Source organism: Pseudomonas sp. Marseille-P9899 (assembly GCF_903166565.1).
GTDB lineage: Bacteria > Pseudomonadota > Gammaproteobacteria > Pseudomonadales > Pseudomonadaceae > Aquipseudomonas > Aquipseudomonas huaxiensis.
In genome coordinates, this window is record NZ_CAESCG010000001.1 from 2,088,990 (window position 1) to 2,113,917 (window position 24,928).

Below are 24,928 nucleotides of genomic sequence, written 5' to 3' on the forward strand. Positions count from 1 at the left end.
GCGCTAGCCGGGATGCCCGTCCACCCGGGGGCGCACCAGCATCGGCGCATAGCCCCAGGCGAACAGCGCGAAGGCCAGTACCCAACACAACGCCGCCAGCCCCAACCCGGCGTGGGTATTGAGCGGCACCAGAAATACCCGGGCGAGCCCGGCGACATTCAACAGCACAAACGCCACACCCATCCCCGCCGGCGGCTGCAATGGCCGGCCGGTATGGCCAAGGCTGACCCGGGCGATCATCGCCAGGATCAGCCCGGCCATGGCACCCACCGTCAGGCAGTGCACCGCCAGGCTCGGATTCAGCGTCACGCCGAAATGCCACAGGGTCATGCCCAGACACGCCAGCACCAGCCAGGCATACGCCAGGTGCAGCGACCACAGCAGCGGCACCCGCCACAACCCGCGATCATGCCAGCGCAGCAGACGAATGCCGTGGCCCAGGGTCAACCCGGCGAACAGCAGGCCGAGCCACACCGAGGGCGTCAACGCCAGCCCTGCGGCATACAGCAACGCCACCAGCGCCGAAACGCCAAGCAACAGCCAGTCCAGCCACGGCCAGGGCGCGACCGCCGCGGCGCGACCCAGGCCGCGCTGGGTGAAGAAGGGAATTCCCCGCCCGCCGATCAGCCCCATCATCGCCGCCACCAGCCATAACCCGCCGAGCACGCCCTGGCGCTGCAAGCCGTCGTCGCCGTTGAGCAACCCGGTCACGGCGATGGCGTCCACCAGGGCCAGCAACAGCAACAGCGCCACCACCGGGTAATTGCGCTGCTGCTTGACCCGCCACAGGCTGCGGCCCATCAGCAGCGCCAGCAGCAGCGGAAAGCCCAGTTCCAGCAAGGCCAGCAAGGGCAACGGCAGATTGGCCAGCCAAGCGACCCGCCCCGCCAGCCACAACAACGCCAGCGCCGCCAGCGGCTTGCCGCTCACGCCCGGCTGGCCGGTCCAGGTCTGCACCGCGGTGAGCAGAAAGCCGGCGACGATTGCCAGGCCAAAACCGAACAGCAGTTCATGCCGGTGCCAGGCCAGCCAGCCGCCCGCCGGCTGCCAGTCGAGGCTGCCGCCCAGAGCGATCAGCCACAGCGGCACGGCGATCAGCGCCAGCAGGCTGCCGCCGAGGAAGAACGGGCGAAACGCCAGGCGCAGCAGTGGCGTGACAGCCAGCGCCTTGTTGCGGTCGATCACTTGCATCGCGGCCTCCGGCTTACCACGTCAGAAAGAACATGCCCTTGGCCAGCAACACGATCACCAGCAAATGGGTGAACACGCTGGCATGAATGAACGTCACTGCCCGCGCCGTCATGCGGCCACTGCGGAACAACCACAGCGCCGTGAGGAAGTGCCCGAGCACGCTGACGCCGGCCACGATCTTCAGCGCCAGCAACGTGCCGAACGACGATTCCCACGGCGCCGCCAGCAACGGCAGATAGCGTTCGCGGACCATCCCCACCCCGGCGCCGAACAACACCAGCAACACCCAGGGCATCACTTGCCGGGCGCGCTGACCGATGGCGTGTTCGAGCATCATCATCAGCCGGTCGGGTAATTGCCGGCGAATGCTGCCGAGAAACAGCACCTCGAAGAACACGGTGCCGATGAAGATCAGCGCGGCAAACAGGTGCAGGGTCAACAGGTAGGGATAGGTCATGAAGGGGCCTCGTCGTGCGCGCCAGACTAGCGCGGCGCGGGCGCTGGCCGGTTGACCCCAGTCAAGGCCGCAGGAAAAGTGATCGCGCACCCTTATCGGCAGTCGCCAGAGCCCGCCTATCCATGCACTATCGGCACTCCTTCCCTATTTCCGGCACGGTGTACACATGGCAGTGACCTACAAGATCGGTGGTTTGAACATCATCGCGATCAATGACATCGCGCCAGCGGGGCTGCAGAAACTCAGCGAGGCAATGCGCCAGGCGCGGCAGTTGGTCAAGAAGGCCACGGAAACCACGGTGATCGCCTTGCATGTGGTCAGGAGCGCCAGAGAAACCGGCTTCGATGCAGAAGAGGCCGTGAGTTTGCTGGAAACCAGCTTCTTCCGGCACCTGATCGTCCATTTCCGCCTGCAAGACCCCGAAGATATCTTCAAGGCCCTGGAGGGCCTGACCCAGAAGCTGCAGCGGCTGATGACCGGCCTGCTTTCCCCGGACCTGCGCCTGGCCGAATACGGTTATCACTGGTTCCGGCCAGCGAGTGCAGTCGCTTACGTACAGATGCCGCTGTCCCACGCGCTGTTCGGCGGCCCGTCGGTTCACGGCTGCCTGAACAAGGACCCTGCGGGCTATCACAACCCGCATGACGTCAACATTCGCTTCAGCACCCTCGCGACCGTCGGCAATAACACCCTGACCAATACCCTGATCCACGAATGCACCCACAAGTACCTGGCGACCGATGACGTGTGCGTGTCCGGCCTGCCCTTTACCGTGCTGGCGGACTTCGAGGCGTTGTACCAGGACCTGGGCGCGCCGCCCCAATTGGGTCAGTTGGCGACGCTCACGCCCATCCAGGCGATCAACGAAGCCTACGTCATGACCAACTACATCCAGCACATGCCGGACGTCGACCTGCGTGCCGCCGCGGCGATCAAGACCGCCGAAATCCGCATTGACCGGACCATCGGACCGCGAGACAGCAACCTGCGCATTTTCAATTCCATCGGCAACGACGACCTGTAGCCATGGTCACCGCCGGGTGTCATGCGTCACACCGGCGGAACTCGAGCGATGGACGGCCTTCGATATGCATATCCGCCGTCCACCTTCGGGAGGCCCCATGCACAACCTCGAAACCCCGCGCCTGAAACTGGGCGTGTTCCTGCCCCACGACAGCCTCGGCCAGGCGTTGATCACCGCCGCGCTGCACCGCCAGCACGAAGTCACCGCCGTGCTCGACGACCTTAACCAACTGACCGCCCGCCCCGGCCTGCGCTGCAAGCTCGGCAGCCTCGATTCGGCACCGACGGTGAACCGCGCCATCGCCGGGCTCGATGTGGTGTTCGCCTGCCTCGGCGGCGAGGTGCAGGACGACCTGCCGGTGCAATGCGGCCACCTGATCGACGGCGCCCTGAGCCTGGGCCGCGCCGGCGTGCCAAGGCTGCTACTGATCGGTCAATGGCAATGGCTGGTGGATGCCGACACCGCCGATGACGAAGCCCTCGGCGCCGGCCTGCGCCGCAGCCTGGAGGCCAGCGGCCTGGACTGGACGCTGGTGGAAGCGCCAGCGCTGGTCGACGGCTTGCGGGTCGATGACTTCAGCGGCACGGCGGCCGCTGGCAACCCCGACGCCCAGCGCGCCTTCGACTGCGCCGAAGCGCTGATGGACGAAGTGCGCCTCGGCCTGCACCGTCACCAATGCCTGCGCCTGCGCGCCGGCAACGGAGGTTAATCCCATGTCCGGACCCGACGCCCTTAGTCAGACCTTCGGCACCGTGCTGCTGGCCATGGCCTTCAGCGCCTTCATCCTGTTCGTGCGCGGCTATCGCCCGGCGGGCGTCAGCGGCCTCTGGTATGACCTGGTGCTGGGCTTCATCGCCTTGTGGCTGGCGCTGTGGCCGGAAGTGATCACCTGGGTTCAGGCCATGACCCTGGTCAGCGGGCTCGGCTTGTTGCTGCAGATCATCGCCACCGCGGCCGGCTGCATTCTCGGCGCGTTGCTGGCCAAGGCCCTGCGGCTGGTGCTGCTGGAGCGGCGACGGCCGCGTCCATCCGCCAGCAAGACGAGCAACCGCCGCCCGCAACGCTGACTGGCAGCCAGCCACGCTTATGATAGTGATTCGTATTTGCGCAAAACCTGTCGGATCATTATCCTCCCGTCACCCGCCGGAGCCCCGGCGGGCTGTAGGGATTGTCGGGCAGCATGAACTGGAATCGAATCGATCTGCGCTGGGCCTATACCGATCTGCTGCTGAGCCTGGGGCGGCGGACCGGTTGCATGCAACTGGCCTATGACGTGCTGCATGACGCCTTCATCCGCTACCTGCTGGCCGACCGCCAGACCCGTATCGACCAACCCAACGCTTACCTGCGCCGCGTCGCGCAGACGGTGCTGATCGACCATTTCCGGGTGAGCGGGCGTTTCTGCTCGCTGGACGAATCCGAGGGCCTGGCCGCGGCCTACGAGTCCGACGGCGAACACTTCGCCCCTTCCGCCGAACACCTGGCCGACATGCAGCAGCGCCTGGAAGCCCTGCAACGGGTCATCAATTGCCTGCCCGCCCGCTGCCGCGAGGTGTTCTGGCTGGCGCGGATCGAAGGCCATCGCCAGCCAGACATCGCGCGCATGCTCGGCATCAGCCTCAGCGCCGTCGAGCGCCACCTGATCCGCGCCCTGCTCGACCTGCGTGCCGCCCGCGAGAGGCTGATGCCATGAGCAGCGTTCGCGAACAGGCCGCACGTTGGTTCACCCGGCTGATGCACCTGCCGGACGATCACCCCGAGCGCCAGCGCTTGCGCCAGTGGCTCGACGCCGACCCGCGACATGCCGCCGAGTACCAGGCGTTCTGCGACCTGTGGGGCGACTTTTCGTCCACCGCCAGCACCCAGGCGCTGGCCGGGGAACTGGAGCGTCAGCACGGTCGGCGCACGGTGCTGCGTCGCGGGGCCTTGGGCCTGCTGGGGCTGCTGGCGGTCGGCCTGACCTGGCGCCTGTTCGGCGGGCGCGGCGAATTCGAGCAGACCTATGTCACGGCAATCGGCGAGCGCCGTTGCGAGCGCCTGCCCGACGGTAGCGAGCTGCACCTGGATGCCGATACCCGCCTGCGCGTGCAGTTCGACCAGGGCCGACGTCAGGTCTGGCTGCTGCAGGGCCAGGCGATTTTCGATGTCGCCCACGACACTGCGCGCACCTTCGCGGTGGACGCCGGGCTCGCCCGGGTCAGCGTGCTGGGCACGCGCTTCGTGGTGGCGCGGGATGCACGGGAGTTGCGCGTCAGCGTCGAGCGCGGCTCGGTGCGGGTCGACAACGCGCAAGGCGCGCTGGTGTTGAAGGCCGGTCAGGTCGCCAGCACCCTGCTCGACCGCGGGCCGACCCTGCTGCCGATCACCGCCAGCAACGCGTTCGCCTTCGCCCAGGGCCGGCTGGTGCTGGAGCAGGCCAGCGTCGAGGAAATCGCCAGTAGCCTGTCGCGCTATCGCCGCCAACCGGTACGCGTGCGCCCCGGCAAAGGCCGGCCGGCGATCAACGCGGTGGTGCAACTGGACGACATCGAAGGCTTCCTCCAGGCATTGCCGTCCATTGCGCCCATCGAGGTCAGCCACGCCGAGGACGTGACCTGGCTGCGGGCGCTTTGAATTTTTTTGCAACGGCACATCAGGGATTTCACCCGCCCCTCCGTCAGTGGGTATCCAACACTGACATGAGACCTTCCATGCCCCACGCAACCTTGAGAACCCTGGCGCTGGCCGTCGCCCTGAGCATCGCCGGCCAGGCCTGGGCCACCCCGATGGATATCGACTTGCCGCGCCAGCCACTGGCCACGTCGCTGCGCCAACTGGCGGAAACCGCGCAACTGACCCTGGCGGTGGACAACAGCATCATCCCCGACAGCCTGGCCCCCGCCGTGCGCGGCCGGCTCGAACCGCTCGGCGCCCTGGCGCAACTGCTCCAGGGCAGCGGCCTGAACTTCCGCCAGCAAGGCAACACCCTGGTGATCCGCCGCGCCGACGACAGCGCCCTGGAGCTGGACGCCACCAACGTCAACGGCCTCGGCGCGACAGAGGCCAGCGAAGGTTCCCACGCCTACATCAACGGCCCGGCGCGCACCGCCACGAAAATGGCCCTGACGCCACGCGAGACGCCGCAGTCGGTTTCGGTGATCACCCGTCAGCGCATGGATGACCAGAACCTGCAGAGCCTCGACGACGTGGCGCGCACCACCACCGGCATCACCTACACCAAGCTCGGCACCGACCGTTCGACCTATTACGCCCGCGGCTTCGAGGTCAATGACCTGCAGTTCGACGGCATCCCGAGCAACATCTCGGAAAACTACTCGATGGACGTCATGTCCACCGCCAACATGGCGCTCTACGACCGGGTCGAAGTGGTGCGCGGCGCCAACGGCCTGATGCAGGGCACCGGCAACCCGTCGGCGGCGATCAACCTGGTGCGCAAGCGCCCCACCGCCGACTTTCGCCTCGGCGCCGAACTGGGCGCCGGGTCCTGGGACAACTACCGCGGCCAGGTGGACGTGTCCGGCCCGCTGGACGACGGCGGCCACCTGCGCGGCCGCGCCGTCGCCTACTACAACAGTGCCGACAGCTACCGCGACGGCGCCGGCAAGGACAACCAACTGCTCTACCTGATCGGCGAAATGGACCTGAGCGAAAGCACGGTCTGGAGCCTGGGCCTGACCCTGCAACAGGACAACAACAACGGCTACGACTGGGGCGGCTTCAACACCCGCGCCGACGGTTCGTTCTACCCGCTGTCGCGCTCGACCTCGCTGGCCGGCAACTGGGCCCACCTGGACCGCAACAACCGGGTGCTGTTCAGCGACCTCAAGCATCATTTCGCCAATGGCTGGGACCTGACCCTGGCGCTCAACGCGGTCTGGTCCGACGCACAGTTTCTGTCCTCGTACCCTGCGCGGGTCAGCGGCGACAACTACCGCCTGGTGGTCTCCCAGGCCGACTACGAAGACCGCCAGCTGGGCGTGGACCTCTACGCCACCGGGCCCTTCACCCTGTTCGGTCGCGAGCATCAACTGATGCTCGGCGCCAACACCCGCAAGGATGATTTCGACGTGGGCACTCGCACGGCCCGCAATACGCCGACCATCAACATCAACGACTTCGAGCACGGCGCCATTCCCGCCCCGGTGCTCAACGCCACCCAGTCTGACTACAACTACGTGCGCCAGGAGCGCGGCCTGTACGGCGCCACCCGGTTCAGCCTGAGCGACGACCTGAGCCTGATCGTCGGCACGCGCCTGAGCTGGTCGGACTACCAGGTGAGCAGCCCTGTCGCCAACGACCGCTACCGCGAGAACGGTCGCGCCGTGCCCTACGCGGGCCTGGTCTACGACCTCGACCGCCACCACAGCCTCTATGCCAGCTACACCGAGATCTACAAGACCCAAAGCTACTACGGCACCGGCAACCGCCTGCTGGAACCGGTGGAAGGGGAAAACTACGAAGTGGGGATCAAGGGCGAGTATTTCGACGGCGCGCTCAACACCTCGCTGGCGCTGTTCCAGACCGACCTGATGAACATGCCCGAGTCCATCGCCGGCGCGCGGATCTGCGGTGTGACCGGCACCAGCACCTGCTATGAAGAAGGCGGCGAGGTGCGCAACCGCGGGTTCGAGATCGAAGTCTCCGGCCAGCCGCTGGAAGGCTGGAACCTGAGCGCCGGCTATACCTACAGCGACCCGCAATACGTCGCCGGCAACAACAAGGGCAAGGACTATTACACGCGGATCCCGCGCCGGCTGCTCAAGGTGTCCAGCGACTACCGCCTGCCGGGTGTGCTCGACCAGTGGCGCGTGGGTGGCGACGTCTATGCCCAGAGCCGCACCTCCACCAGCGCCGCAGCCTACGACATCGAACAAAGCGGCTACGCCCTGCTCAACCTGCACGCCAACTACCAGATCAACCGTCAGTTGAGCGTGCAGTACAACCTGAACAACGCACTGGACAAAACCTACTACCAGTCGCTGCCGACCTCCAATGACTGGGGCGGATTGTTCTATGGGGATCCTCGTAACTTCGCGGTCACACTTCGCTATCAGTATTGATTTCAGCCACCGGGCCAATCGCGACGGTTCGGCGCCCCGACAAGCTCGCTCCTACAGAACGAACGCCCCCTGTAGGAGCGAGCTTGCTCGCGAGGCGGCACCACCAAAACCACGGCAGGCACAGGGTGGCCTTCATCCGATCCAACCCCAGCCACCCCCAACATCGCGTAACATCCAGCAACAGGTTGGCCAGCCAAACGCCAGCACGGCTTGCGCCCAACCCATTGACTCAGCTAAATCCGCGTTCCGCCCTTTCGATATGTATCGAGTACGGGCACAATGCGGATCTTTTTTTGGCCGGCCTTCCCGGAGCCTCGTAGTGATCAAGACACCGTACTACCTCATCGACAAACAAAAGCTGCTGGGCAATATGGAAAAGATTGCCTACGTGCGCGAAAAATCCGGGGCCAAGGCCCTGTTGGCACTCAAGTGCTTCGCCACCTGGTCGGTGTTCGACCTGATGCAGCAATACATGGACGGCACCACCTCGTCCTCGCTCTACGAGCTCAAGCTCGGCCGGCAGAAGTTCGCCGGCGAGACCCACGCCTACAGCGTGGCCTGGGCCGACGACGAGATCGAGGAAATGCTCGATAACTGCGACAAGATCATCTTCAACTCGATCAGCCAGTTGCAGCGTTTCGCCGACGCCTCCGAAGGCAAGGTCCGCGGTCTGCGGGTCAACCCGCAGGTGAGCAGCTCGGACTACCTGCTGGCCGACCCGGCGCGCCCCTTCAGCCGCCTCGGCGAATGGGACCCGGTCAAGGTCGAAGCGGTGATCGAGCAGATCTCCGGCTTCATGTTCCACAACAACTGCGAGAACGGCGACTTCAGCCTGTTCGACAAGATGCTCGGCACCATCGAGGAACGCTTCGGCCACCTGCTGCACAAGGTCGAATGGGTCAGCCTGGGCGGCGGCATCCACTTCACCGGTGAAGGCTATGCGCTGGACGCCTTCTGCGAACGCCTCAAGTCGTTCTCGGAAACCTACGGCGTGCAGGTCTACCTCGAGCCAGGCGAAGCAGCGATCACCCAGAGCGCCTCGCTGGAAGTCACCGTGCTCGACACCCTCTACAACGGCAAGCACCTGGCCGTGGTCGACAGCTCGATCGAAGCGCACATGCTCGACCTGCTGATCTACCGCCTCAACGCCAAGCTGGCGCCAAGCCAGGGCGAGCACACCTTCATGGTGTGCGGCAAATCCTGCCTGGCCGGAGACATCTTCGGCGAGTACCAATTTGATCGTCCGCTGGCCATCGGCGATCGGCTGTCGTTCGTCGACGCCGCGGGTTACACCATGGTCAAGAAAAACTGGTTCAACGGCCTGAAAATGCCGTCCATCGTAGTGAAACAACTTGACGGTAGCGTTGAGCTGGTTCGTGAGTTTGGTTTCGAAGACTACCTGTCCAGCCTTTCCTGAGCTGGCAGATAAGGAGAGATAGAGAATTGAAGAAGAACGTTCTTATCATTGGTGCAGGAGGTGTCGCCAAGGTGGTGGCCCACAAGTGCGCGCAGCATAACGATGAACTTGGTCGTATTGCCATCGCGTCGCGCAACATCTCCAAATGCCAGGCCATCATCGATAGCGTCAAGGCCAAGGGCAGCCTGAAACAGCCCGCCGACATCAAGGCTTTCGCGCTGAACGCCCTGGATGTCGAAGCGACCAAGGCACTGATCCGCGAGACCGAATCGCAGATCGTGATCAACGTCGGCTCCGCGTTCCTCAACATGTCGGTGCTGCGTGCCTGCATCGATACCGGCGTGGCCTACCTGGACACCGCCATCCACGAAGAACCGGGCAAGATCTGCGAGACACCGCCGTGGTACGGCAACTACGAGTGGAAACACCTCGAAGAGTGCCAGCAGAAGAACATCACCGCCATTCTCGGCGTGGGCTTCGACCCGGGTGTGGTCAACGCCTATGCGGCACTGGCCAAACAACAGTATTTCGACCGCATTGATTCGATCGACATCCTCGACGTCAATGCCGGTTCCCATGGCAAATATTTCGCCACCAACTTCGACCCGGAAATCAACTTCCGCGAGTTCACCGGACAGGTATGGAGCTGGCAGAACAGCCAGTGGACCAGCAACACCATGTTCGAAGTGAAGCGCACCGACGACCTGCCGGTCGTAGGCTCGCAGAACCTGTACCTGACCGGCCACGATGAAGTGCACTCGCTGTCGAAGAACCTCGACGTGCCCAACGTGCGCTTCTGGATGAGCTTCGGTGAGCACTACATCAACGTCTTCACCGTGCTGCGCAACCTCGGTCTGCTCTCCGAGCAACCGGTGAAAACCGCTGAAGGCCTGGAAGTCGTGCCGCTGAAACTGGTCAAGGCCGTGCTGCCGGATCCGTCCTCGCTGGCGCCGGGCTACACCGGCAAGACCTGCATCGGCGACCTGGTCAAGGGCACCAAGGACGGTCAACCGCGCGAAGTCTTCATCTACAACGTGGCTGACCACGAAGAAGCCTACGCCGAGACCGACAGCCAGGGCATTTCTTACACCGCAGGTGTTCCGCCAGTGGCTGCGGCCCTGCTGGTAGCCCGTGGTCAGTGGGACGTGCAGCGCATGGTCAACGTCGAGGAGCTGCCGGCTGAGCCGTTCCTCCACGCCCTCGACGAAATGGGTCTGCCGACCCGCGTCAAGGACGAGAACGGCGACCGCCCCTGGGCGTGATCCGGTCTGACCGCTGAACACGAAGGGCGCCACTGCGGCGCCCTTTGTCGTTGTTGGGCAGACTAACTGATGACCTTTCCGTTCAGATCCATCACCGCCCGGAACGCAACGCCGTAGGCTGCAAACCCCATCCGGCTCCATTCGGCCCGGTAATCCAGGCTGTCGTGGTGATGACCATGAACGACCTGCTTCGCGCCAAGGGCCAAGGCCAGTTCATTGATTTCCAGGTAGCCGTAGGGATGGCAGTCAGGCGCCTCGTGACAAACCAGAATGTCGGCCGTCTCCATAGCCAGGGCAAAGTAGTCGTCAGGGTAAATCGCCGAGAGGGCCTGCTGCTTCTTGGTCGCCACGATGTCCGCGTGATGCGGTCGAAGCGCCAGCCGCTCAAGGTAATCCTGATAGTTCTGCACGCCCGTTTCCGGATCACCCGGTCGCCACACCGTGGACTCGAACGTTCCTCCAAGGCCGGCGATGCGCAGGCCCGCAACCTCGGTGACCCGCCCGTGCAGGTTGCGCTCCGCCAGGCTGTTGCCGTGCAGGTTGTGCCAGAACGCGGGCCTGTCGCTGTCGTGGTTGCCATGGATAAACCAGACCTCCGTCAGATCGAGGATCGGGCGAAGGATCATGTCCAAGGGCAAATCGCACTCGAGGTCCCCGAGGAAAACCACAGCTTCGGGGCGGTGAAGCTTCACAAGCCGGATGACATGCTCGAAGCGGCCGTGCACATCCCCCAGAAACCAGATCGCTCCTTCGACGCTTGCTGATTTTTCCATTCACTCACTGCTTCATGGTGGGTAGTCGCCCGCGAGTATTCACTAGCCGTGAGTAGACAGCAAAGTGCCAAGGTCCCGGCAACCCTGCACAGCAAAGCCCTTGGCTTACGCGTGTAACGGGAAATACGGGAAATGCTCTGAAAAATCGTTTCAACCCCTTACAATCGCCGTCTTTCAGGCAGAACAACAAGGCCAGTCCATCCATGGCGCTCGACCCACCTACCCTGCTGGTGCTCACCACCGTGCTCGCCGCCTCGGCCGCGCTGTACCTCGCGATCGAATGGCGCAGCGTGCGCGAATCTTCACTGCTGTTCTGGAGCGCGGGATTCGCCACCATCACCATCGGCTGCACCCTGTCGCTGCTGCGCAGCAACGGTTTTCTGCTGATCGGCATCTGGTTCGCCAACGGCCTGCTGGTGCTCGCCCACTGGTTTTTTCTGCTGGGCGTGTCGCGCTTCACCGACACCCGGCTTTCCCGCGCCTGGTACCTGATCTTCGCCACCTGGCTGGCCCTGCTGGCGTTACCGGAAAACCAGGCCTGGTCGAAGCTGATGATGCTCGCCAACTCGGCTCTGGTCGGCCTGCTGGCCTTACGGGCCAGCCTGCTGCTGCGTCCTCACGGCAAGTCCCTGAGTGTCGGCGCGGTGCAATTGCGTTACGTGATGCTGATCCATGGCCTGTTCTATTTCATCAAGGCCGGCCTGGCGATCGTGCCCGGCACGCTGATCGACCTCGCCTCCTTCCGTGGCGAGATCATCCAGGTGTCCCTGGTCGAGGGCGCGATGGCGATCATGCTGATCGCCCTGTCGATGACCGGCAGCGAACGCTACCGCCGCGAACAACGCATCGCCCGCCTGGCCGCCCGCGACCCGCTGACCGCCCTGTACAACCGCCGCGCCCTGGAAATGCGCGCGCCGCGCCTGCTTGACGAGGTGTCCGCCGCCCGCCCCGGCGCCCTGCTGCTGATCGACATCGACAACTTCAAGCTGGTCAACGACCTGTACGGCCATTCCGCCGGCGACCGCTTGCTGGTGGCGCTGAGCGAGATGATCCGCTCGGCCTTGCCGCAGGATGCCCTGGCAGCAAGGCTGGGCGGCGACGAGTTCGTCATCCTTATGGGCAATGCTTCGCGTGAGCGCATCGTCGGGTTGGGCAGCGTATTGCGCGAGCAATTCCACACCACCGCCAAAGCCTTCGTCACCCCCGAGGCGGTGACCCTGAGCATCGGCGCCAACCTGTTCCAGCACCCGCCGGAAACCCTCGCAGCGCTGATCGACCAGAGCGATGCGGCGCTGTATGAGTCCAAGCGCGGTGGGCGGGACAGCATTCGCCTGGTGGATTGCACCGAGGGTGAGGCGCAGCTTTGTTGATGTGAGCGCTGTTCGGGGCCTGCGTTGCGGCCTGATCGCTGCGGTTCGGCGCCTCGACAAGCCAGCGATCCGCTGACGACGTTGTGCAGCCGAGGCCGCACAACGCCGCCAACCCTCCTCAGAAGCGGTACTTCGCCGTCAGCAGGTAGTTGCGCGGATCACCGACAAAGTTGCCGCCGGTGGTGGTGATGATGCTGGAGTAGTAGTCGCGGTCGAACACGTTGTTGGCGTTGACGCTGACCGTGAGGTGGGTATCGACGTCGTAGCTGGCGAACAGATCGGTCACCGCGTAGCCGCCCTGCTCGATGCCGTCGCTGGTGTAGATGTCGCTCTGCACATGCAATCCGCCACCGACGCGCCAGCGGTTTAGGTCACCGGGCAGGCGGTAGCTGGTGGCCAGCTTGAACAGGTTCAGCGGCAGGTTGGTGGCGTAGCGATCGGCGCTGGAGGTGGTGCCGATCGGCGCGAACTGCGAGGCCTTCATATGGCGGGCGTCGTTGTAGGTGTAGCCGGCAGACACCTGCCAGTCCGGCAACACTTCACCGCTCACTTCGAACTCGACGCCGCGGCTGCGCACTTCGCCGGAGGCGGCGTAGCAACCGGAAGGCTGTCCAGGGCACAGGCCGCTGTCCAGTTGCATCGGCAGGTTTTCGAGATCGATCTGGAACAGCGCGACGCTGGCGTTCAGGCGACCATCGAAGTACTCGCCCTTGAGGCCGATCTCGTAGTTGCTGCCGGTCTGCGGATCAAGCAGGCCGCCGCTGGCCAGCGCGTAGTTCTGCGGGTTGAAGATGCGCGTCCAACTGGTATAGGCGGTGTAGGTGTCGTTGAGGTCGTAGGTGAAACCCAGGTACGGCGTGAACTCGCGGGTGGCTTTGTAGCCGTCATTGCCGGTCCAGGTGCCGGAGTGTGTGGTGACCTGGTACTCGTACCAGTCCAGCCGCCCGCCCAGTGCCATCTTCAGTTGCTCGGTCAGGCTGAACCGCGCGGTAACGTAGGCGCTGGACTGGTCGATCTGGCCATCGCGGGACCAGGCCCTGACGGTCTGCGGCTTGGGCACCGCCTTGCCATCGAAGGCCAGCGGGTCGAATTCGTATTCGAAACCGAGCGGCCAGCCACCAGGGCCGTCATCGATATCCTGCTGACGGTAACTGCCGCCGACCACCAGTTCGTGGGTGCGGCCGAACAGGCTGAACGGTCCGCTGACATAGCCGTCGAGGCTGGTCTGGGTGTTTTCGTAGTGATACGCGCCGACGCCGAAACCCATCACCCGCGACGCTTCATCCGGGCGATAGAGGTAGGTGCCGAGCATGTCCATCTCGCTCTTCACTGCGGTGGCGGCCAGCTTGGCGGTCCAGTCGTCGGCGAAGCGGTGGGTGATGTCGGCGAAGACGCTGGTGCTCTCCTTGTCCCAGTACGACCAGCTCGGGCTCATGCGGCTGGAGCGGGAAATGTCGAGAAAGCGGCCGTCCGGCTGGGTGCCGCGACCGTTCCAGTCGGCGCCGGGGTTGTTGTCCTGGCTCCAACTGGCGCCGAGGCTCACCCGGGTGTCCTCGCTCAGGTCGGCTTCGAGCACGCCGTAGACCAGATTGCGCTGGGTTTTGTAGTCGTCGATGAACGAGTGTTTGTCCTGGAACGACACCACGGTGCGCCCGCGCAGGCTGCCGCTGCTGTTCAGCGGACCGCTCAGGTCGAGCTCGGTGCGGTAGTTGTCCCAACTGCCGGCGCCGGCGGTGATCGAACCCTGGAAGGTATCGGTGGGACGCTTGCGGATCAGGTTGATCGAGCCACCCGGGGAGCCTGCGCCTTCCATCAGGCCCGCCGCGCCGCGCACCACCTCGACCCGGTCGTACATCGACAGCAGGCCGGTCGACAGGCTGGCTTCCTCGTACTGCACCGGAATGCCGTCGACCATCAGGTTGTTGAGCTGGAAGCCGCGGGAATTGAAGCGCTCGCGCTCGCCGCCCCACTTGGTGAGGGTCAGGCCCGGGGTGTATTTCACCGCATCGCCGAGGGTGGTCATGGCCTGATCGTCCATGCGCTGGCGCGAGACCACGCTGACCGACTGCGGGGTTTCCCGTGCCGATAAATTCAGCTTGGTGCCGCTGCTCATGCTGCCGGTGGTGTAGGAACCGCTGTTCTCGCTGGTGGCGCCCAGGCCGCTGGCGTTGACGCTGGTGGCGCCCAGTTCCACCGCGCTGCTGGCGGAGGCCGGAGCGGAGACCAGATAGCTGCCGTCGCCGGACTTCTGGATCTTCAGCCGGGTGCCGCGCAGCAGCCGTTGCAGCGCCTGTTCCACGCTCAGCTCACCGCTCAGGCCGGGCGCCTGCAGGCCCTCGGCGCTGTCGGTGGCGAACAGGATGCGCGCGCCGGTCTGCCCGGCCAGGGCGTTCAGCGCCTGGTCCAGAGGTTGTGGCGGCAGGTTCACGGCATGGCGGGCGTCCTGGGCGTGCAGCGCGCAAGACAGGGTAATGCCTGCGGTCAGCAGCGACAGACGGCTCAGCCGCGAGCGGCGCGAAGATGGATTGGTGCTCATTTGACTCCCCAATGACACGATCAAAAGTGACGTTCACAGGGAGTGGCGAATGAGCACCGGAACATGTTGAGGTCTGAAATGAAAAATATTCTCTTTTCCGTTAGCGAGCCTTGATCGACACGCTGCCATCGGCGGCGCGGCTGACACTGATCGGCAGGATCGACGGCAGCAGGTCCAGCAGCGGTTCCACCGCGTCGCTGTCGAATTCGCCGGAAACCCGCAACTGGCCAAGCCGTGGATCGACCAGGCGAATCGGCGCCTGGCGGTAGCGTTGCAGGTCGGCGATCACCTCGCGCAGTGGCGTGCCATCGAAACGCAGCTTGCCCTGCTGCCAGGCGATGGCCCGGCCCGGGTCGATGGCGCTGAGCGTCCCCGCTTGCGCAGCGCCCGCCAGCCATTGTTGCCCACCGTGGACGCGGCGCGGCGCGGCGTCATTGGCGGACACTTCCACCTCGCCTTCGATCACCACGACCGCGACGCCGCGGCTGTCGCTGCGCACGTTGAACACCGTGCCGATATCGCGCACCGCAACGCCGTGGCTGCGGACGATAAACGGTTGCGGCCCGTGGACCACGGTGAAGGTGGCCTCGCCTTCCAGCAACTCGAACTGGCGACTGCGCAAGCGATGCTCGATGCGCAGGTGGGTGGCGCTGTTGAGCTTGATCGTACTGCCGTCGGCCAGTTGCAGGCTGTCCCGCGTGCCGACCGGGGTGCGGAGGTCATCGCTGTACAACGCCGGATCGAGCAGCCACAAACCGCCGGCCAGCAGCAGCAACGACAGGCCGCCGCCCAGCGTTTGCTTGCGTCGGCGCTGACGCGCGGTCTGCGCCTTGGCCTCGGCCAACAAGGCCTCGCGGGACGGCACGCGGTTGCGCAGCGCTTGCTCGAAAGGCGTCAGCGGGTCGGCGTCCGGAATCTGTTCAGGGGTTTCGCCGGGCTTCATTTCGTCACCAGCGCCCGGCGTGCCGGTTCCCAGTCACGCACGATGGCCTGCATGGCCCGGGCGAAATGCTGGGTGACCATGTTCAGCGAAATACCCAGCTCGGCGGCGATCTCCCGTTGCGCCATGCCGTGGATGCGGTGCAACAGAAACACCTGCCGCGCCCGCGCCGGCAGCGCTTCGATGATCGCCAGCAGGGCGTGCAGTTGCTGCTCGAAATCCAGGCTGGCGGCGCCGTCCAGGTCGTGGACGTACCAGTCGGGAACGTCCGGGGTGAAGTCGATCCAGGTGTTGCGGGTGCTGTCCGCCCGGCGGCGGTCGATGGCCTTGTTGAAGGACACCTTGCGCAGAAAGGCGAACGGCAGCTTCACCGGTTGCTGCGGCGGCTTCTCCAGCAACTGCACGCACACCTCATGCACCACCTCGCGGGCGAACTGGGAACCCTGGAAGCGCCGCCGGATATAAGCCACCAGGTCGTCGTAATGCAGGGCCAGTGCGCCGATCAGTTCGGGGTTGGACGAGGATTTGGTCATGGCGGGAGGCGTGCGAATGAAAGTGAGTCGCATTATAGACATGGCGATTTGATTGCCAAGGACTGTTATTGCGACGACGCTGGCCTCACACCCAGAACAACTCCCCCACCAGCACCACGGCCAACACCACCATCACCCCGCCCGACAGCCGCCCCATCATCCGCGCCGCCGCCGGCCGGGTTTTCAGCGCGGCGCTCGCGCCCAGCCCGACCATCGAGTACACCACCGCGCAACTGGCGGTGTAGACCAGGCCCAACACAGCGATCTGCACCGGCACGCTCCAGCTCGCCTGGGCACTGGTCCAGGGCGGTACGAAGGCGAGGAAAAACAACAAGCCCTTGGGGTTCAGCCCGCTCACCAGTGTGCCGCGCAGAAACTGCCCGACCCTGCTGACACCGTCCGCATCGCTGGCGCCCGCCTGTGGCACCGGCGGGTTCTGCAACAGGCCAACCCCCAGCCAGCCCAGGTACAGGGCGCCGACCACCGTCAAACCGGTGATGAACGCCGAACTGCTGGCGCCGAGCACGGCAAAGCCGGTGGCCACCGCCAGGGTCAGGGCCAGATAGCCCACCAGCAAACCGCAGACCGCCGCCATCACGCCCCTGCCGCGCACACCGGCGGCAATCGCGTAGGCCCAGTCCGGGCCGGGAATGACCACGAAAATCATCGAAAACGCCCAGAAGGCCCATACCGTCGTACTGCTCATCCGAACCACCTCATCCGTGCAGGGAAAGACCCTTGATCGCCTTGTCCACGGCCTTCTTCGGCCCACGCAGGGCCAGGCCCACCAGGTTGAGGTTGGCGGGATCCTCGGCCAGGAACACTTCACGGTTGGCGGCGTCATGGCCGGTGGAGAACATCGCGAAGACGTAGGGCGACATCGTCAACTGCCGCTCCAGCCCCGCGCGGTGGGCTTTCTGCAGGCCGGGAAGATCGGCCTCGAAGATCATCATCGGCTGGCCGAACAGGCTGCCGTATTGATGGCCAGCGGCATCGACATACGGCTGGCCCATGACCTCGGGCGCCGCTGCGGCGATGCCGGTGGAAAGAAACGCGACCACATTCAGGCGCTGCCAGGTGGCGAGGTCATTGCGCACGACAATGACGACTTTGGTATCGAACATCGGAAACTCCAGATCAAAGCTGAGGCGCCATGATCGGAGTGGGAGGCAGGTTCAGTCTGTAAGGTTTGTGCACTGTTTCCGATAAGCCGCCGGGGTCATGCGGAACGCCCGGCGAAACCACACACCCAGGTGACTCTGGTCGGCGAAGCCCACTTCGGCCGCCACTTCCACCGGCGCCATGCCCCGCGCCAGCAACGCCCGGGCCGCGCGCAGGCGCAGGCGCACCAGATAGGCGTGGGGCGACTGGCCAAAGGCTTTCTTGAATTGCCGGGTCAGGCGGAAACGGTCGACCCCTGAATAGGTCGCCAGCTCTTCCAGGCTGACGTCCTGGGCCATCTGCGCATGGAGAAAATCCCGCGCCCGCTGCAATTCCAGCGGCGAATCGCGACGCAGCGACGGTGCCTTCAGGTACAGGTGACGCGACAGCCTGGCGAGCAACTGGTCCAGACCCTGGTCGCGGGCCAGCCGGCCCTCGTTCTGATGGACGGCGACGAATGCCTGCTGGATCGCGCCGACCAACTCAACGTCGTCGGTCAGCGTGTTGTGGAACGCCGCCTGCAGCGCCGAGGCATCGCCCAGGCCCAGGCGCTCGGTCATACCCGACACGTAGGACTGCGGCAGGTAGAGCATGGCGTAGGTGAAGCCTTCCTTCTCCGGCGCGTGGCCGTCGTGCACCGCGCCGGGTTCGATCAGCATCGCCCGCCCCGGCGTGCTGACATGCAGCGAGCGGTTGCAACTGAACTGCTGCACGCCCTGCTGGGTGATGCCCACCAGCATTTCGTCGTGGTCGTGGGGATCGTAGGCGTGGCCCTGGAAATGCGCGTGCACGCTCTCGATGCCGGTTTCCTGATCGCGGCGCATGCGAAGCCAGTCGCTGGCGGAGGTAGTGCTTGCATCAACGCTCATAAAGACTCGTCAGGGGTTGAATGTCGGGCCGCGAGTCTGGACGATGAACATCGACCAGACCCTGTCAGAGGAAAACAAAATGGACGCAGGAAAAATCCAGCCACCAATCTATCTGGATGACCTGGCGGTTGGCGATGTTTTTGTCAGCGGCCACTATCCGCTGGAGGCTGACGAGATCATCCGCTTTGCCAGCCAGTACGATCCGCAGCCCTTCCATACCGACCCGCAAGCGGCCCGCGACACCTTCTTTCAGGGCCTTGCCGCCAGCGGCTGGCACACCGCAGCGCTGACCATGAAACTGCTGGTCGCCAGCTTTCCGCTGGGCCGCGGCGTCATCGGTGCCGGAGGCGAAATCAGTTGGCCCCAGGCGACCCGACCGGGCGATGTGCTCCAGGTCACCAGCACCATCCTCGAAATCACGCCATCGCGCTCCAAGCCAGACCGCGGGATGGTGCTGGTGCAGTCGATCACCCGTAATCAGCGGGATGAGGTGTTGCAGAAACTGACGTCGAAGGTGCTCTGTTTCACAAAGTGAAGTTGGCTCAGCACCTTACCGCGGCGGCCATCCGCCGCGCCGCATAGCGCTCGCGCAACCGGTCGAACCCGAGGTTGTACAGGTAGGTGTACGGCAGCAGGAACACCAGCAAGCCGACCTCCATCAGGAACGCCTCGACCAGGCCAATGGACAACCACCACGCCGCCATCGGCACCACCACCAGGATCAGCCCGCCCTCGAAACCCAGGGCGTGGAGGATGCGGATCAGCGGCGTGCGCTGGAAACCGACGCGGTTCTGCAGCCGGTCGAACAGCACGTTGTACAGCATGTTCCACAAGGTCGCGGTGACCGAGATCGCCAAGGTCAACAGACCAGCGCTCATCAGCGGTTTGTCCATCACCAGGGCGATGGTCGGCGCACACAGCAACAAGGCGAAGAATTCGAAGCCGAGCGCATGGACGATACGGTCGGTCAGGCTCTTTTTCTGCAGCATTTTCTCTACTCCCAACGTTTGAACACGGCCAGCATATGACCTACATTTATGCACCTCAACCACCAACTTCCTAACGTACGGTTGCATATATGAAACGCCTGGAATGGGACAACCTGCATGTGCTGCTGGCGGTGGTCCGCAGCGGCAACCTGAAACGCGCGGCCCAGCGCCTGCGCTTGAGCACCGCCACGCTGTCGCGGCGCCTCGATGCGCTGGAAGAACAACTCGGCGGACAACTGCTCGAACGCACCTCGACCGGCTGCTTCGCCACCGCCTTTGGCCAGCGCATCGTCGGCTGGGCGGAACAGATGGAAGGCGCGGCCAACGAAGTGCTGCGTGAGGCCGACTCGCCGGAGACCGTGGAAGGCACGGTGCGGGTCAATGCTGATGAATGGCTGTCGTTCCTGGTGACCGCCCTGCTCGCGCCGATCCGCACCCGTTACCCGCTGCTGGGCATGGAAATCCTCACCACGCCCTTCCCGGTCAACCTCACCCGGCGCGAGGCCGACCTGTCGCTGCGTTATGCCCGCCCGGAAGCCACCGACCTGATCGCCGAACCGCTGGGGGAAATCGAATTCGCCCTGTATGCCTCCAGCAGCTACGCGGCGCAAAAGCGCGAGGCACTGGCCGAGCGCAACTGGTCCGAGCTGGATTTCGTCGGCCTGGATGAATCGCGGATGGACCAGACCATGGAAGCCTGGTGGGAACGCCTGGAAGGCGCGCCGGCGCCGTGGCTGCGCTGCAATCACACCCTGGGAATCTACGACTGCGTGATTGCCGGCGGCGGCATCGGCATCGTCGAAAAACGCACCGCCCGCCTGACCGCCAGCCTGGAACTGGTGATGGACGTGCCCGAACTGAGCCGCGAAGTCTGGCTATGCACCCACCGCTCGATGCGCGAAAGCACGCGGATCAAGTCAGTGCGGGACTTCCTCGTCGAGACCTGGCCGCATCAGGGCGGGGTTGGGCTGTGTGGGAATCCGTTTGCGCCGCCGACGGCTTCGATCTGAGCAGGTGGCCGGCGTTGCAGAAGGGTAAATCTGCTTTGCAATTGGATGTCTGAAGCGAGCCCGCTGAGCTCAATTTTCTCGCGTCGACGAACCCTGTGACGCAAAGGCTCCCCGCCCCACCGCCACCCAGCAGAGACCTCCGAGTAACAGACCCAGCACACCATAGAGGCTCCAGCCAAGCGTGAACCCGACGCTGGAAATCAACGAGGCGCCCGCCCCTACCGAGACCATTCTGGCGAGCGCCAGCAGGACGGGAATAAGCGAAAACAGGCTGGCCTGGGCCTGCAATGAAGTCTTCCGCGAAATCAACGCCGTGATATGCGTGATGCCGAGGATTTCCCCCATCGTCCAGAAGACGACGAACGACAGGATCCACGCGGTGTGCTCGAAAAACGCGTAGGCGCCAAATCCGATGCCATAGAACATGCACGCCGCAGCCAGATTGGCGAGTGTGCTGAATCGGGCGCTCAACGCGATCAGGGGCTGCGTCATGAGGATGACCAATAGCGCGTTGACGAGCCCCACCGCTGCGAAAATGCGCGCAGCACTGTCGACGGCGATCACGTCGAGCCACAGCGGCAACTGGTACTCACGCTGCGCATCCAATACCGACAACGCGAAAAACATTGCGCCAGCGATGATCACGATTCGCGGCACGCCGAGCATGGCACGCAGCATGCCGCATCGTGCTTCAGGTGCATGAACCTGACGGTCGGGCAGCGCCAGCACAAGACTTGCCAGGCAGCACGAAACGCTGACGACGGCGGCGAACACCATTAGGAAATGGCTATCGAGGCTGAGCAGATATCCTCCTATGACAAACAGCAGCGCAGCCCCCAGGTTGCTGGCCAGGTGCAGATAGCCAAAGGCAGCGATGCGGTTGCCGTCATCCACCGCTAGCGATGTCAGCACGCTGAACACTGGCGTGACCAGGCCGGCGCACAGCATGAACATCAGCACCATTGCGATGGACAGGACCGGCGTGCTGAACAACATCGCGAGCAGCAGGAAGAACGTCGAGCACAAGGCGGTGCCCCGCAACAGCATGCGAAAGCAGCAGCGACTGGCCAAGGCCCCGCCCAACAGGTTGCCCGTCAGGTAGAACGCCGATACCAGCGTGATCACCAGCGCCACCTCCGGACCGTCGAGAGCGTAGTGGCGGTTGAAAAACAGGGCTGCGAATGGCCCCAGCACATTGGCCATGACAAACAGCAAGCGGAGCGCGAGGATCGTGCGCATCTCCGCCGGGAGCACCGCGCCGGTGAAAAGCCTGTTCACTTGAAAATCACCTCGATGCCACGAACGCGGGCACTACTAGCCACGAGGCACTTATGGGCCACGTATACCCAAGTGACGATAAGTGCAGCGCGGTCAAGAAAGGCATCTGGCGGCAGCTTCAAGATGCGACCAGCGACAGCAAGCACCGTTGAAAGTTATTATCACGAACAGGTAGAGCGCTATTGGACATTCTCAAGTAACACCAATAAAAGAGACCAGCCTAAGTTTAAGTTGCAGCAGGAACGACCAGCAGGTCAGTGCAACCAACTATGATCAACGCCTGCTTTGGGCGTCAAGTGGCACTTTCCGATAAATAATTTGAAGCATTTATCGTGAGACCGAGAGAAGTCGGCCACAAAGTGCCCCAGCGCTGGAGACTTTCCAACGGCCAAGCGTTCCAGAAGCGAACAGCAGGTATTACCGAATAAACGCACTGTTTACATAGACGAAAGATAACTTCAGGCGCGCCTGGAAACTTGATAAACCCCGCGATATCAATCGATGAGAGACAAAAGGTGAGCGTCAACTTCTGCGCATGTCTGAGCCTTCTCACAGGCATTGGACATACTCGACCGTGGCGGGCACTGACTGATGTATTTGACTGTAAAGATCACGTTGTCGGAAAACTCACAATGTATACGAAGTTTCTTCACAAGCTGTTTATCTGACTGTTCACACCGCCACTCTTTTTCGAACCCTTCAAGGCGTCATAAATAGAGGCTCATTAGGCCGAAGCGTCCCGGGATGGATGGTCTGCCACTTTGCTCCCACCGCACGCGATAACGCCTACCTGTGCCCATGCACGACCACCCATGACGCCACGGCACAAATGATGTGCCGCCCGCCCGGATACCCCGCACGCGCCGCTTGCCGCACAGTACGCCCCATCAACCGCGGCGCTTCAGGCGCTGCCGGGGGCGACAATCACAATCTCCAGCCCCTTCCGCCAAACGCCCCACAAGAACCAGAACTCCGGCGACGGCTTGCTGCACCTCTAGCGACCACCGAACCGGAGAACCCTCTATGCGCACCCCCTCAAAAACCGGCCTGCACCCCGGTATCCTCACGCTCGCCATCACCGCCTTCGCCATCGGCGTGGCGGAGTTCATCATCGTCGGCATCCTGCCGTCGATCTCGACCGCCTTCGATATTTCCCTTGCCAGCGCCGGCAGTCTGGTGGGGCTCTACGCCCTCGCGCTGGCGATCGGCACGCCGTTCATTGTCATCGGCCTTGGCCGTTTCCCACGCAAGGCCGTACTGCTCAGCCTGATCGCGGTGTTTCTGGTGGGCAATCTGGTATCGGCCCTGGCGCCCAATTACCCGGTACTGTTGTTCGGCCGGATCATCACCGCTCTGGCCCACGGCAGCTTCTTCGCCATCGGCGCCACCGTGGCCGCCAGCCTGGCCCGGGAAGGCCAGGCCAGCAAGGCGATCGCGGCGATGTTCGCCGGCCTGACCCTGGCGATGGTGATTGGCGTACCGCTGGGCAGCTACCTCGGTAACGCACTCGGCTGGCGGCTGCCGTTCTACGCCGTGTCACTGCTGGCGTTGTTGGCCCTGCTCGCCACCGCCGCCTGGCTGCCGTGGCAACCGGCGGCTAAAGCCGGCAATGCCCTGGGCCAACTGGCCGCGCTGGGCAGCCCGGCGATCTGGGCGATGATGCTGGTGACGGTGCTCGGCTTCGGCGCCAGTTTCTCGGCTTTCACCTTCATTACCCCGATCCTCACCGATATCACCGGTTTCTCGACCACGGGTGCCAGCTCGCTGCTGCTGGTGTTCGGTGTCGCGACCATGATCGGCAACCTGCTCGGCGGCCGGATGTCCGACAGCCTCGGTTGGGAACGCACCCTGCGCCTATTGTTCGTGGCGCTCGCCCTGACCCTGGTGGCCCTGGCGCTGGCGCTACCGTACAAGTCGCTGATGATCGTGACGGTATTTATCTGGGGCGTGGTCGCCTTCGGCATGACCCCGGCATTCCAGACCGGCATGCTCTCCACTGCCCGCCTGCACACGCCGGGCGCCGTGGACTTCGCCTCGGGGCTGAATATCTCCGCGTTCAACCTCGGTATCACTCTGGGTGAGCGGGCCGGCAGCCTGCTGGTGGAAAGCGGCCAACTGGCGCTGACGCCCTGGGCCGGGGTCGCCGCCGCGCTGCTGGTGCACCTTCCGCTGGCATGGCTGCTGTGGCGCCGTCGTCAGGCCGGCGTGGCGGCCTGCTGATCAACCTCAGAGGATGCTGCGAATGGTCCCGCCCTCGACGCGCATCGCCATGCCGTTGAGGGCCGGTGATGCAGCCAGGTGCAGCACGCTGCGGGCCACTTCCTCGGGCTCGATCATGCGCCGGATCAGCGAGGTGGGTTCGGTCTGGTCGAAGTAGTCGGCCACCACCTGCTGCGGGCTGATGCCTTTTTCCTCGGCGATCTCTGCGTGATAACGCTTCACCGCGTCGGTGCTGGTCGGCCCCGGCAGAATGCTGTTGACCCGCACCGCGGTGCCCTTGGTCAGCTCGGCCAGGGCGCGGGACACGCCGAGCAGGCAGGACTTCATCGCCCCGTAGTGAACCATCCACGGCTGCGGCTTGACCCCCGACTCGCTGCTGATGAACACGATCGAGCCCTCGCCCGCCGCCAGCATGTCGGCCATCAGCAGGCGACTCATGCGCACCGCGGTCATGACGTTGACGTCGAAGTACCGAAACCACTGGGCATCGTCGGTCTCGAAGAAGTCGCGCACTTCGAAAATGCCCACGCAGTTGATCAGGTAGTCCACGCACCCTTGGCGTCGGGCGAAATCAGCTAGGGCCTCGGCGGCACCGGGCTGAGTCAGGTCACCGGCCATGCCGCTGCAGTTCGGACCAAGTTCGTGACAGGCCTGCTCGACCTGTTCGTCGGTCAGGCCGCTGACCACTACCCTGGCGCCCTCATCGAGAAAGCACTGGGCGATCGCCCGGCCGATGCCGGTGGCACCGCCAGTGATCAGGACGTTCTTGCCGGTCAGTTGGTAATCCATGGTGCTGCGCCTCTTGTCGTTGTTATCGGCGCGAATCTATTACGGATCG

At 64.1% G+C, this 24,928-nt stretch carries 24 protein-coding genes; 12 read left to right on the forward strand and 12 right to left on the reverse strand.

Features of this window, described 5'->3' with window-relative positions; genetic code table 11:
- Nucleotides 1–3 precede the first annotated feature (3 nt).
- Nucleotides 4–1,191: an NnrS family protein gene (locus tag HWV67_RS08955; RefSeq protein ID WP_175650879.1), complete on the reverse strand. Its 1,188-nt coding sequence runs from the start codon at nt 1,189–1,191 to the stop codon at nt 4–6.
- 13 nt (nt 1,192–1,204) lie between these two features.
- The gene (locus HWV67_RS08960; RefSeq protein ID WP_175650880.1) at nt 1,205–1,648 is read right to left on the reverse strand and encodes a CopD family copper resistance protein; all 444 of its coding nucleotides are present in this window, start codon (nt 1,646–1,648) and stop codon (nt 1,205–1,207) included.
- Nucleotides 1,649–1,814: 166 nt separating this feature from the next.
- Here HWV67_RS08960 and HWV67_RS08965 point away from each other — a divergent pair, with 166 nt between their 5' ends.
- The 8 genes from HWV67_RS08965 to HWV67_RS09000 all read left to right on the forward strand — a co-directional run bounded on the left by HWV67_RS08965 (nt 1,815) and on the right by HWV67_RS09000 (nt 10,411).
- Nucleotides 1,815–2,672, forward strand: coding sequence for a hypothetical protein (locus HWV67_RS08965; protein ID WP_175650881.1), 858 nt, complete (start codon nt 1,815–1,817; stop codon nt 2,670–2,672).
- A 97-nt stretch (nt 2,673–2,769) separates the two neighbouring features.
- Complete coding sequence (locus HWV67_RS08970; protein ID WP_175650882.1) at nt 2,770–3,381, forward strand: NAD(P)H-binding protein; 612 nt, start codon at nt 2,770–2,772, stop codon at nt 3,379–3,381.
- 4 nt (nt 3,382–3,385) lie between these two features.
- Nucleotides 3,386–3,739, forward strand: coding sequence for a hypothetical protein (locus tag HWV67_RS08975; protein WP_175650883.1), 354 nt, complete (start codon nt 3,386–3,388; stop codon nt 3,737–3,739).
- Nucleotides 3,740–3,852: 113 nt separating this feature from the next.
- Nucleotides 3,853–4,365 carry a sigma-70 family RNA polymerase sigma factor gene (locus HWV67_RS08980; protein ID WP_095159685.1) on the forward strand — a complete coding sequence of 171 codons (513 nt, stop codon included), beginning with the start codon at nt 3,853–3,855 and terminating at the stop codon, nt 4,363–4,365.
- The gene (locus tag HWV67_RS08985) at nt 4,362–5,285 is read left to right on the forward strand and encodes a FecR family protein (RefSeq protein ID WP_175650884.1); all 924 of its coding nucleotides are present in this window, start codon (nt 4,362–4,364) and stop codon (nt 5,283–5,285) included. The genes HWV67_RS08980 and HWV67_RS08985 overlap by 4 nt, the downstream gene beginning before the upstream one ends.
- Before the next feature lie 77 nt (nt 5,286–5,362).
- Nucleotides 5,363–7,732 (forward strand): TonB-dependent siderophore receptor, encoded by a 2,370-nt coding sequence (locus tag HWV67_RS08990; RefSeq protein ID WP_175650885.1) that lies wholly within the window; start codon nt 5,363–5,365, stop codon nt 7,730–7,732.
- 319 nt (nt 7,733–8,051) lie between these two features.
- Nucleotides 8,052–9,149: a carboxynorspermidine decarboxylase gene (locus tag HWV67_RS08995; protein WP_095159682.1), complete on the forward strand. Its 1,098-nt coding sequence runs from the start codon at nt 8,052–8,054 to the stop codon at nt 9,147–9,149.
- A gap of 26 nt (nt 9,150–9,175) precedes the next feature.
- Nucleotides 9,176–10,411, forward strand: coding sequence for a saccharopine dehydrogenase family protein (locus HWV67_RS09000; protein WP_095159681.1), 1,236 nt, complete (start codon nt 9,176–9,178; stop codon nt 10,409–10,411).
- Between the two features lie 62 nt (nt 10,412–10,473).
- Here HWV67_RS09000 and HWV67_RS09005 read toward each other — a convergent pair whose 3' ends face one another.
- Nucleotides 10,474–11,184, reverse strand: coding sequence for a metallophosphoesterase family protein (locus HWV67_RS09005; RefSeq protein ID WP_175650886.1), 711 nt, complete (start codon nt 11,182–11,184; stop codon nt 10,474–10,476).
- Between the two features lie 203 nt (nt 11,185–11,387).
- Here HWV67_RS09005 and HWV67_RS09010 point away from each other — a divergent pair, with 203 nt between their 5' ends.
- Nucleotides 11,388–12,554: a GGDEF domain-containing protein gene (locus tag HWV67_RS09010; protein ID WP_175650887.1), complete on the forward strand. Its 1,167-nt coding sequence runs from the start codon at nt 11,388–11,390 to the stop codon at nt 12,552–12,554.
- Between the two features lie 118 nt (nt 12,555–12,672).
- Here HWV67_RS09010 and HWV67_RS09015 read toward each other — a convergent pair whose 3' ends face one another.
- The 6 genes from HWV67_RS09015 to HWV67_RS09040 form a co-directional block, all read right to left on the reverse strand.
- Nucleotides 12,673–15,090 (reverse strand): TonB-dependent siderophore receptor, encoded by a 2,418-nt coding sequence (locus HWV67_RS09015; RefSeq protein ID WP_175650888.1) that lies wholly within the window; start codon nt 15,088–15,090, stop codon nt 12,673–12,675.
- Between the two features lie 100 nt (nt 15,091–15,190).
- A complete protein-coding gene (locus HWV67_RS09020) occupies nt 15,191–16,033 on the reverse strand; it encodes a FecR family protein (RefSeq protein WP_175650889.1) in 843 nt (280 codons plus the stop codon).
- Nucleotides 16,030–16,563: an RNA polymerase sigma factor gene (locus HWV67_RS09025; RefSeq protein ID WP_175650890.1), complete on the reverse strand. Its 534-nt coding sequence runs from the start codon at nt 16,561–16,563 to the stop codon at nt 16,030–16,032. Before HWV67_RS09025 ends, HWV67_RS09020 begins: the two co-directional genes overlap by 4 nt.
- Nucleotides 16,564–16,648: 85 nt before the next feature.
- Complete coding sequence (locus HWV67_RS09030) at nt 16,649–17,269, reverse strand: LysE family translocator (RefSeq protein ID WP_175650891.1); 621 nt, start codon at nt 17,267–17,269, stop codon at nt 16,649–16,651.
- A 10-nt stretch (nt 17,270–17,279) separates the two neighbouring features.
- Nucleotides 17,280–17,687, reverse strand: a complete 408-nt coding sequence (locus HWV67_RS09035; protein ID WP_175650892.1) for a DUF2000 family protein — start codon at nt 17,685–17,687, stop codon at nt 17,280–17,282.
- Between the two features lie 51 nt (nt 17,688–17,738).
- Nucleotides 17,739–18,593 (reverse strand): AraC family transcriptional regulator, encoded by an 855-nt coding sequence (locus HWV67_RS09040; RefSeq protein WP_175650893.1) that lies wholly within the window; start codon nt 18,591–18,593, stop codon nt 17,739–17,741.
- Between the two features lie 79 nt (nt 18,594–18,672).
- Here HWV67_RS09040 and HWV67_RS09045 point away from each other — a divergent pair, with 79 nt between their 5' ends.
- The gene (locus HWV67_RS09045) at nt 18,673–19,128 is read left to right on the forward strand and encodes a MaoC family dehydratase (RefSeq protein WP_175650894.1); all 456 of its coding nucleotides are present in this window, start codon (nt 18,673–18,675) and stop codon (nt 19,126–19,128) included.
- Nucleotides 19,129–19,135: 7 nt separating this feature from the next.
- Here HWV67_RS09045 and HWV67_RS09050 read toward each other — a convergent pair whose 3' ends face one another.
- Nucleotides 19,136–19,582 carry a multidrug/biocide efflux PACE transporter gene (locus HWV67_RS09050; RefSeq protein WP_175650895.1) on the reverse strand — a complete coding sequence of 149 codons (447 nt, stop codon included), beginning with the start codon at nt 19,580–19,582 and terminating at the stop codon, nt 19,136–19,138.
- Nucleotides 19,583–19,671: 89 nt separating this feature from the next.
- On the opposite strand from HWV67_RS09050, the gene HWV67_RS09055 reads away from it, so the two are divergent.
- Nucleotides 19,672–20,592 (forward strand): LysR family transcriptional regulator, encoded by a 921-nt coding sequence (locus HWV67_RS09055; protein ID WP_175650896.1) that lies wholly within the window; start codon nt 19,672–19,674, stop codon nt 20,590–20,592.
- Between the two features lie 69 nt (nt 20,593–20,661).
- Here HWV67_RS09055 and HWV67_RS09060 read toward each other — a convergent pair whose 3' ends face one another.
- Nucleotides 20,662–21,870, reverse strand: a complete 1,209-nt coding sequence (locus HWV67_RS09060) for an MFS transporter (RefSeq protein WP_256680042.1) — start codon at nt 21,868–21,870, stop codon at nt 20,662–20,664.
- A 1,023-nt stretch (nt 21,871–22,893) separates the two neighbouring features.
- Here HWV67_RS09060 and HWV67_RS09065 point away from each other — a divergent pair.
- Entirely contained in the window at nt 22,894–24,090 is a 1,197-nt protein-coding gene (locus tag HWV67_RS09065; protein ID WP_175650897.1) for an MFS transporter, read from the forward strand.
- Between the two features lie 6 nt (nt 24,091–24,096).
- Here the strand turns inward: HWV67_RS09065 and HWV67_RS09070 are convergent, their stop codons facing one another.
- Entirely contained in the window at nt 24,097–24,879 is a 783-nt protein-coding gene (locus HWV67_RS09070; RefSeq protein ID WP_175650898.1) for an SDR family NAD(P)-dependent oxidoreductase, read from the reverse strand.
- Between the last annotated feature and the right edge of the window lie 49 nt (nt 24,880–24,928).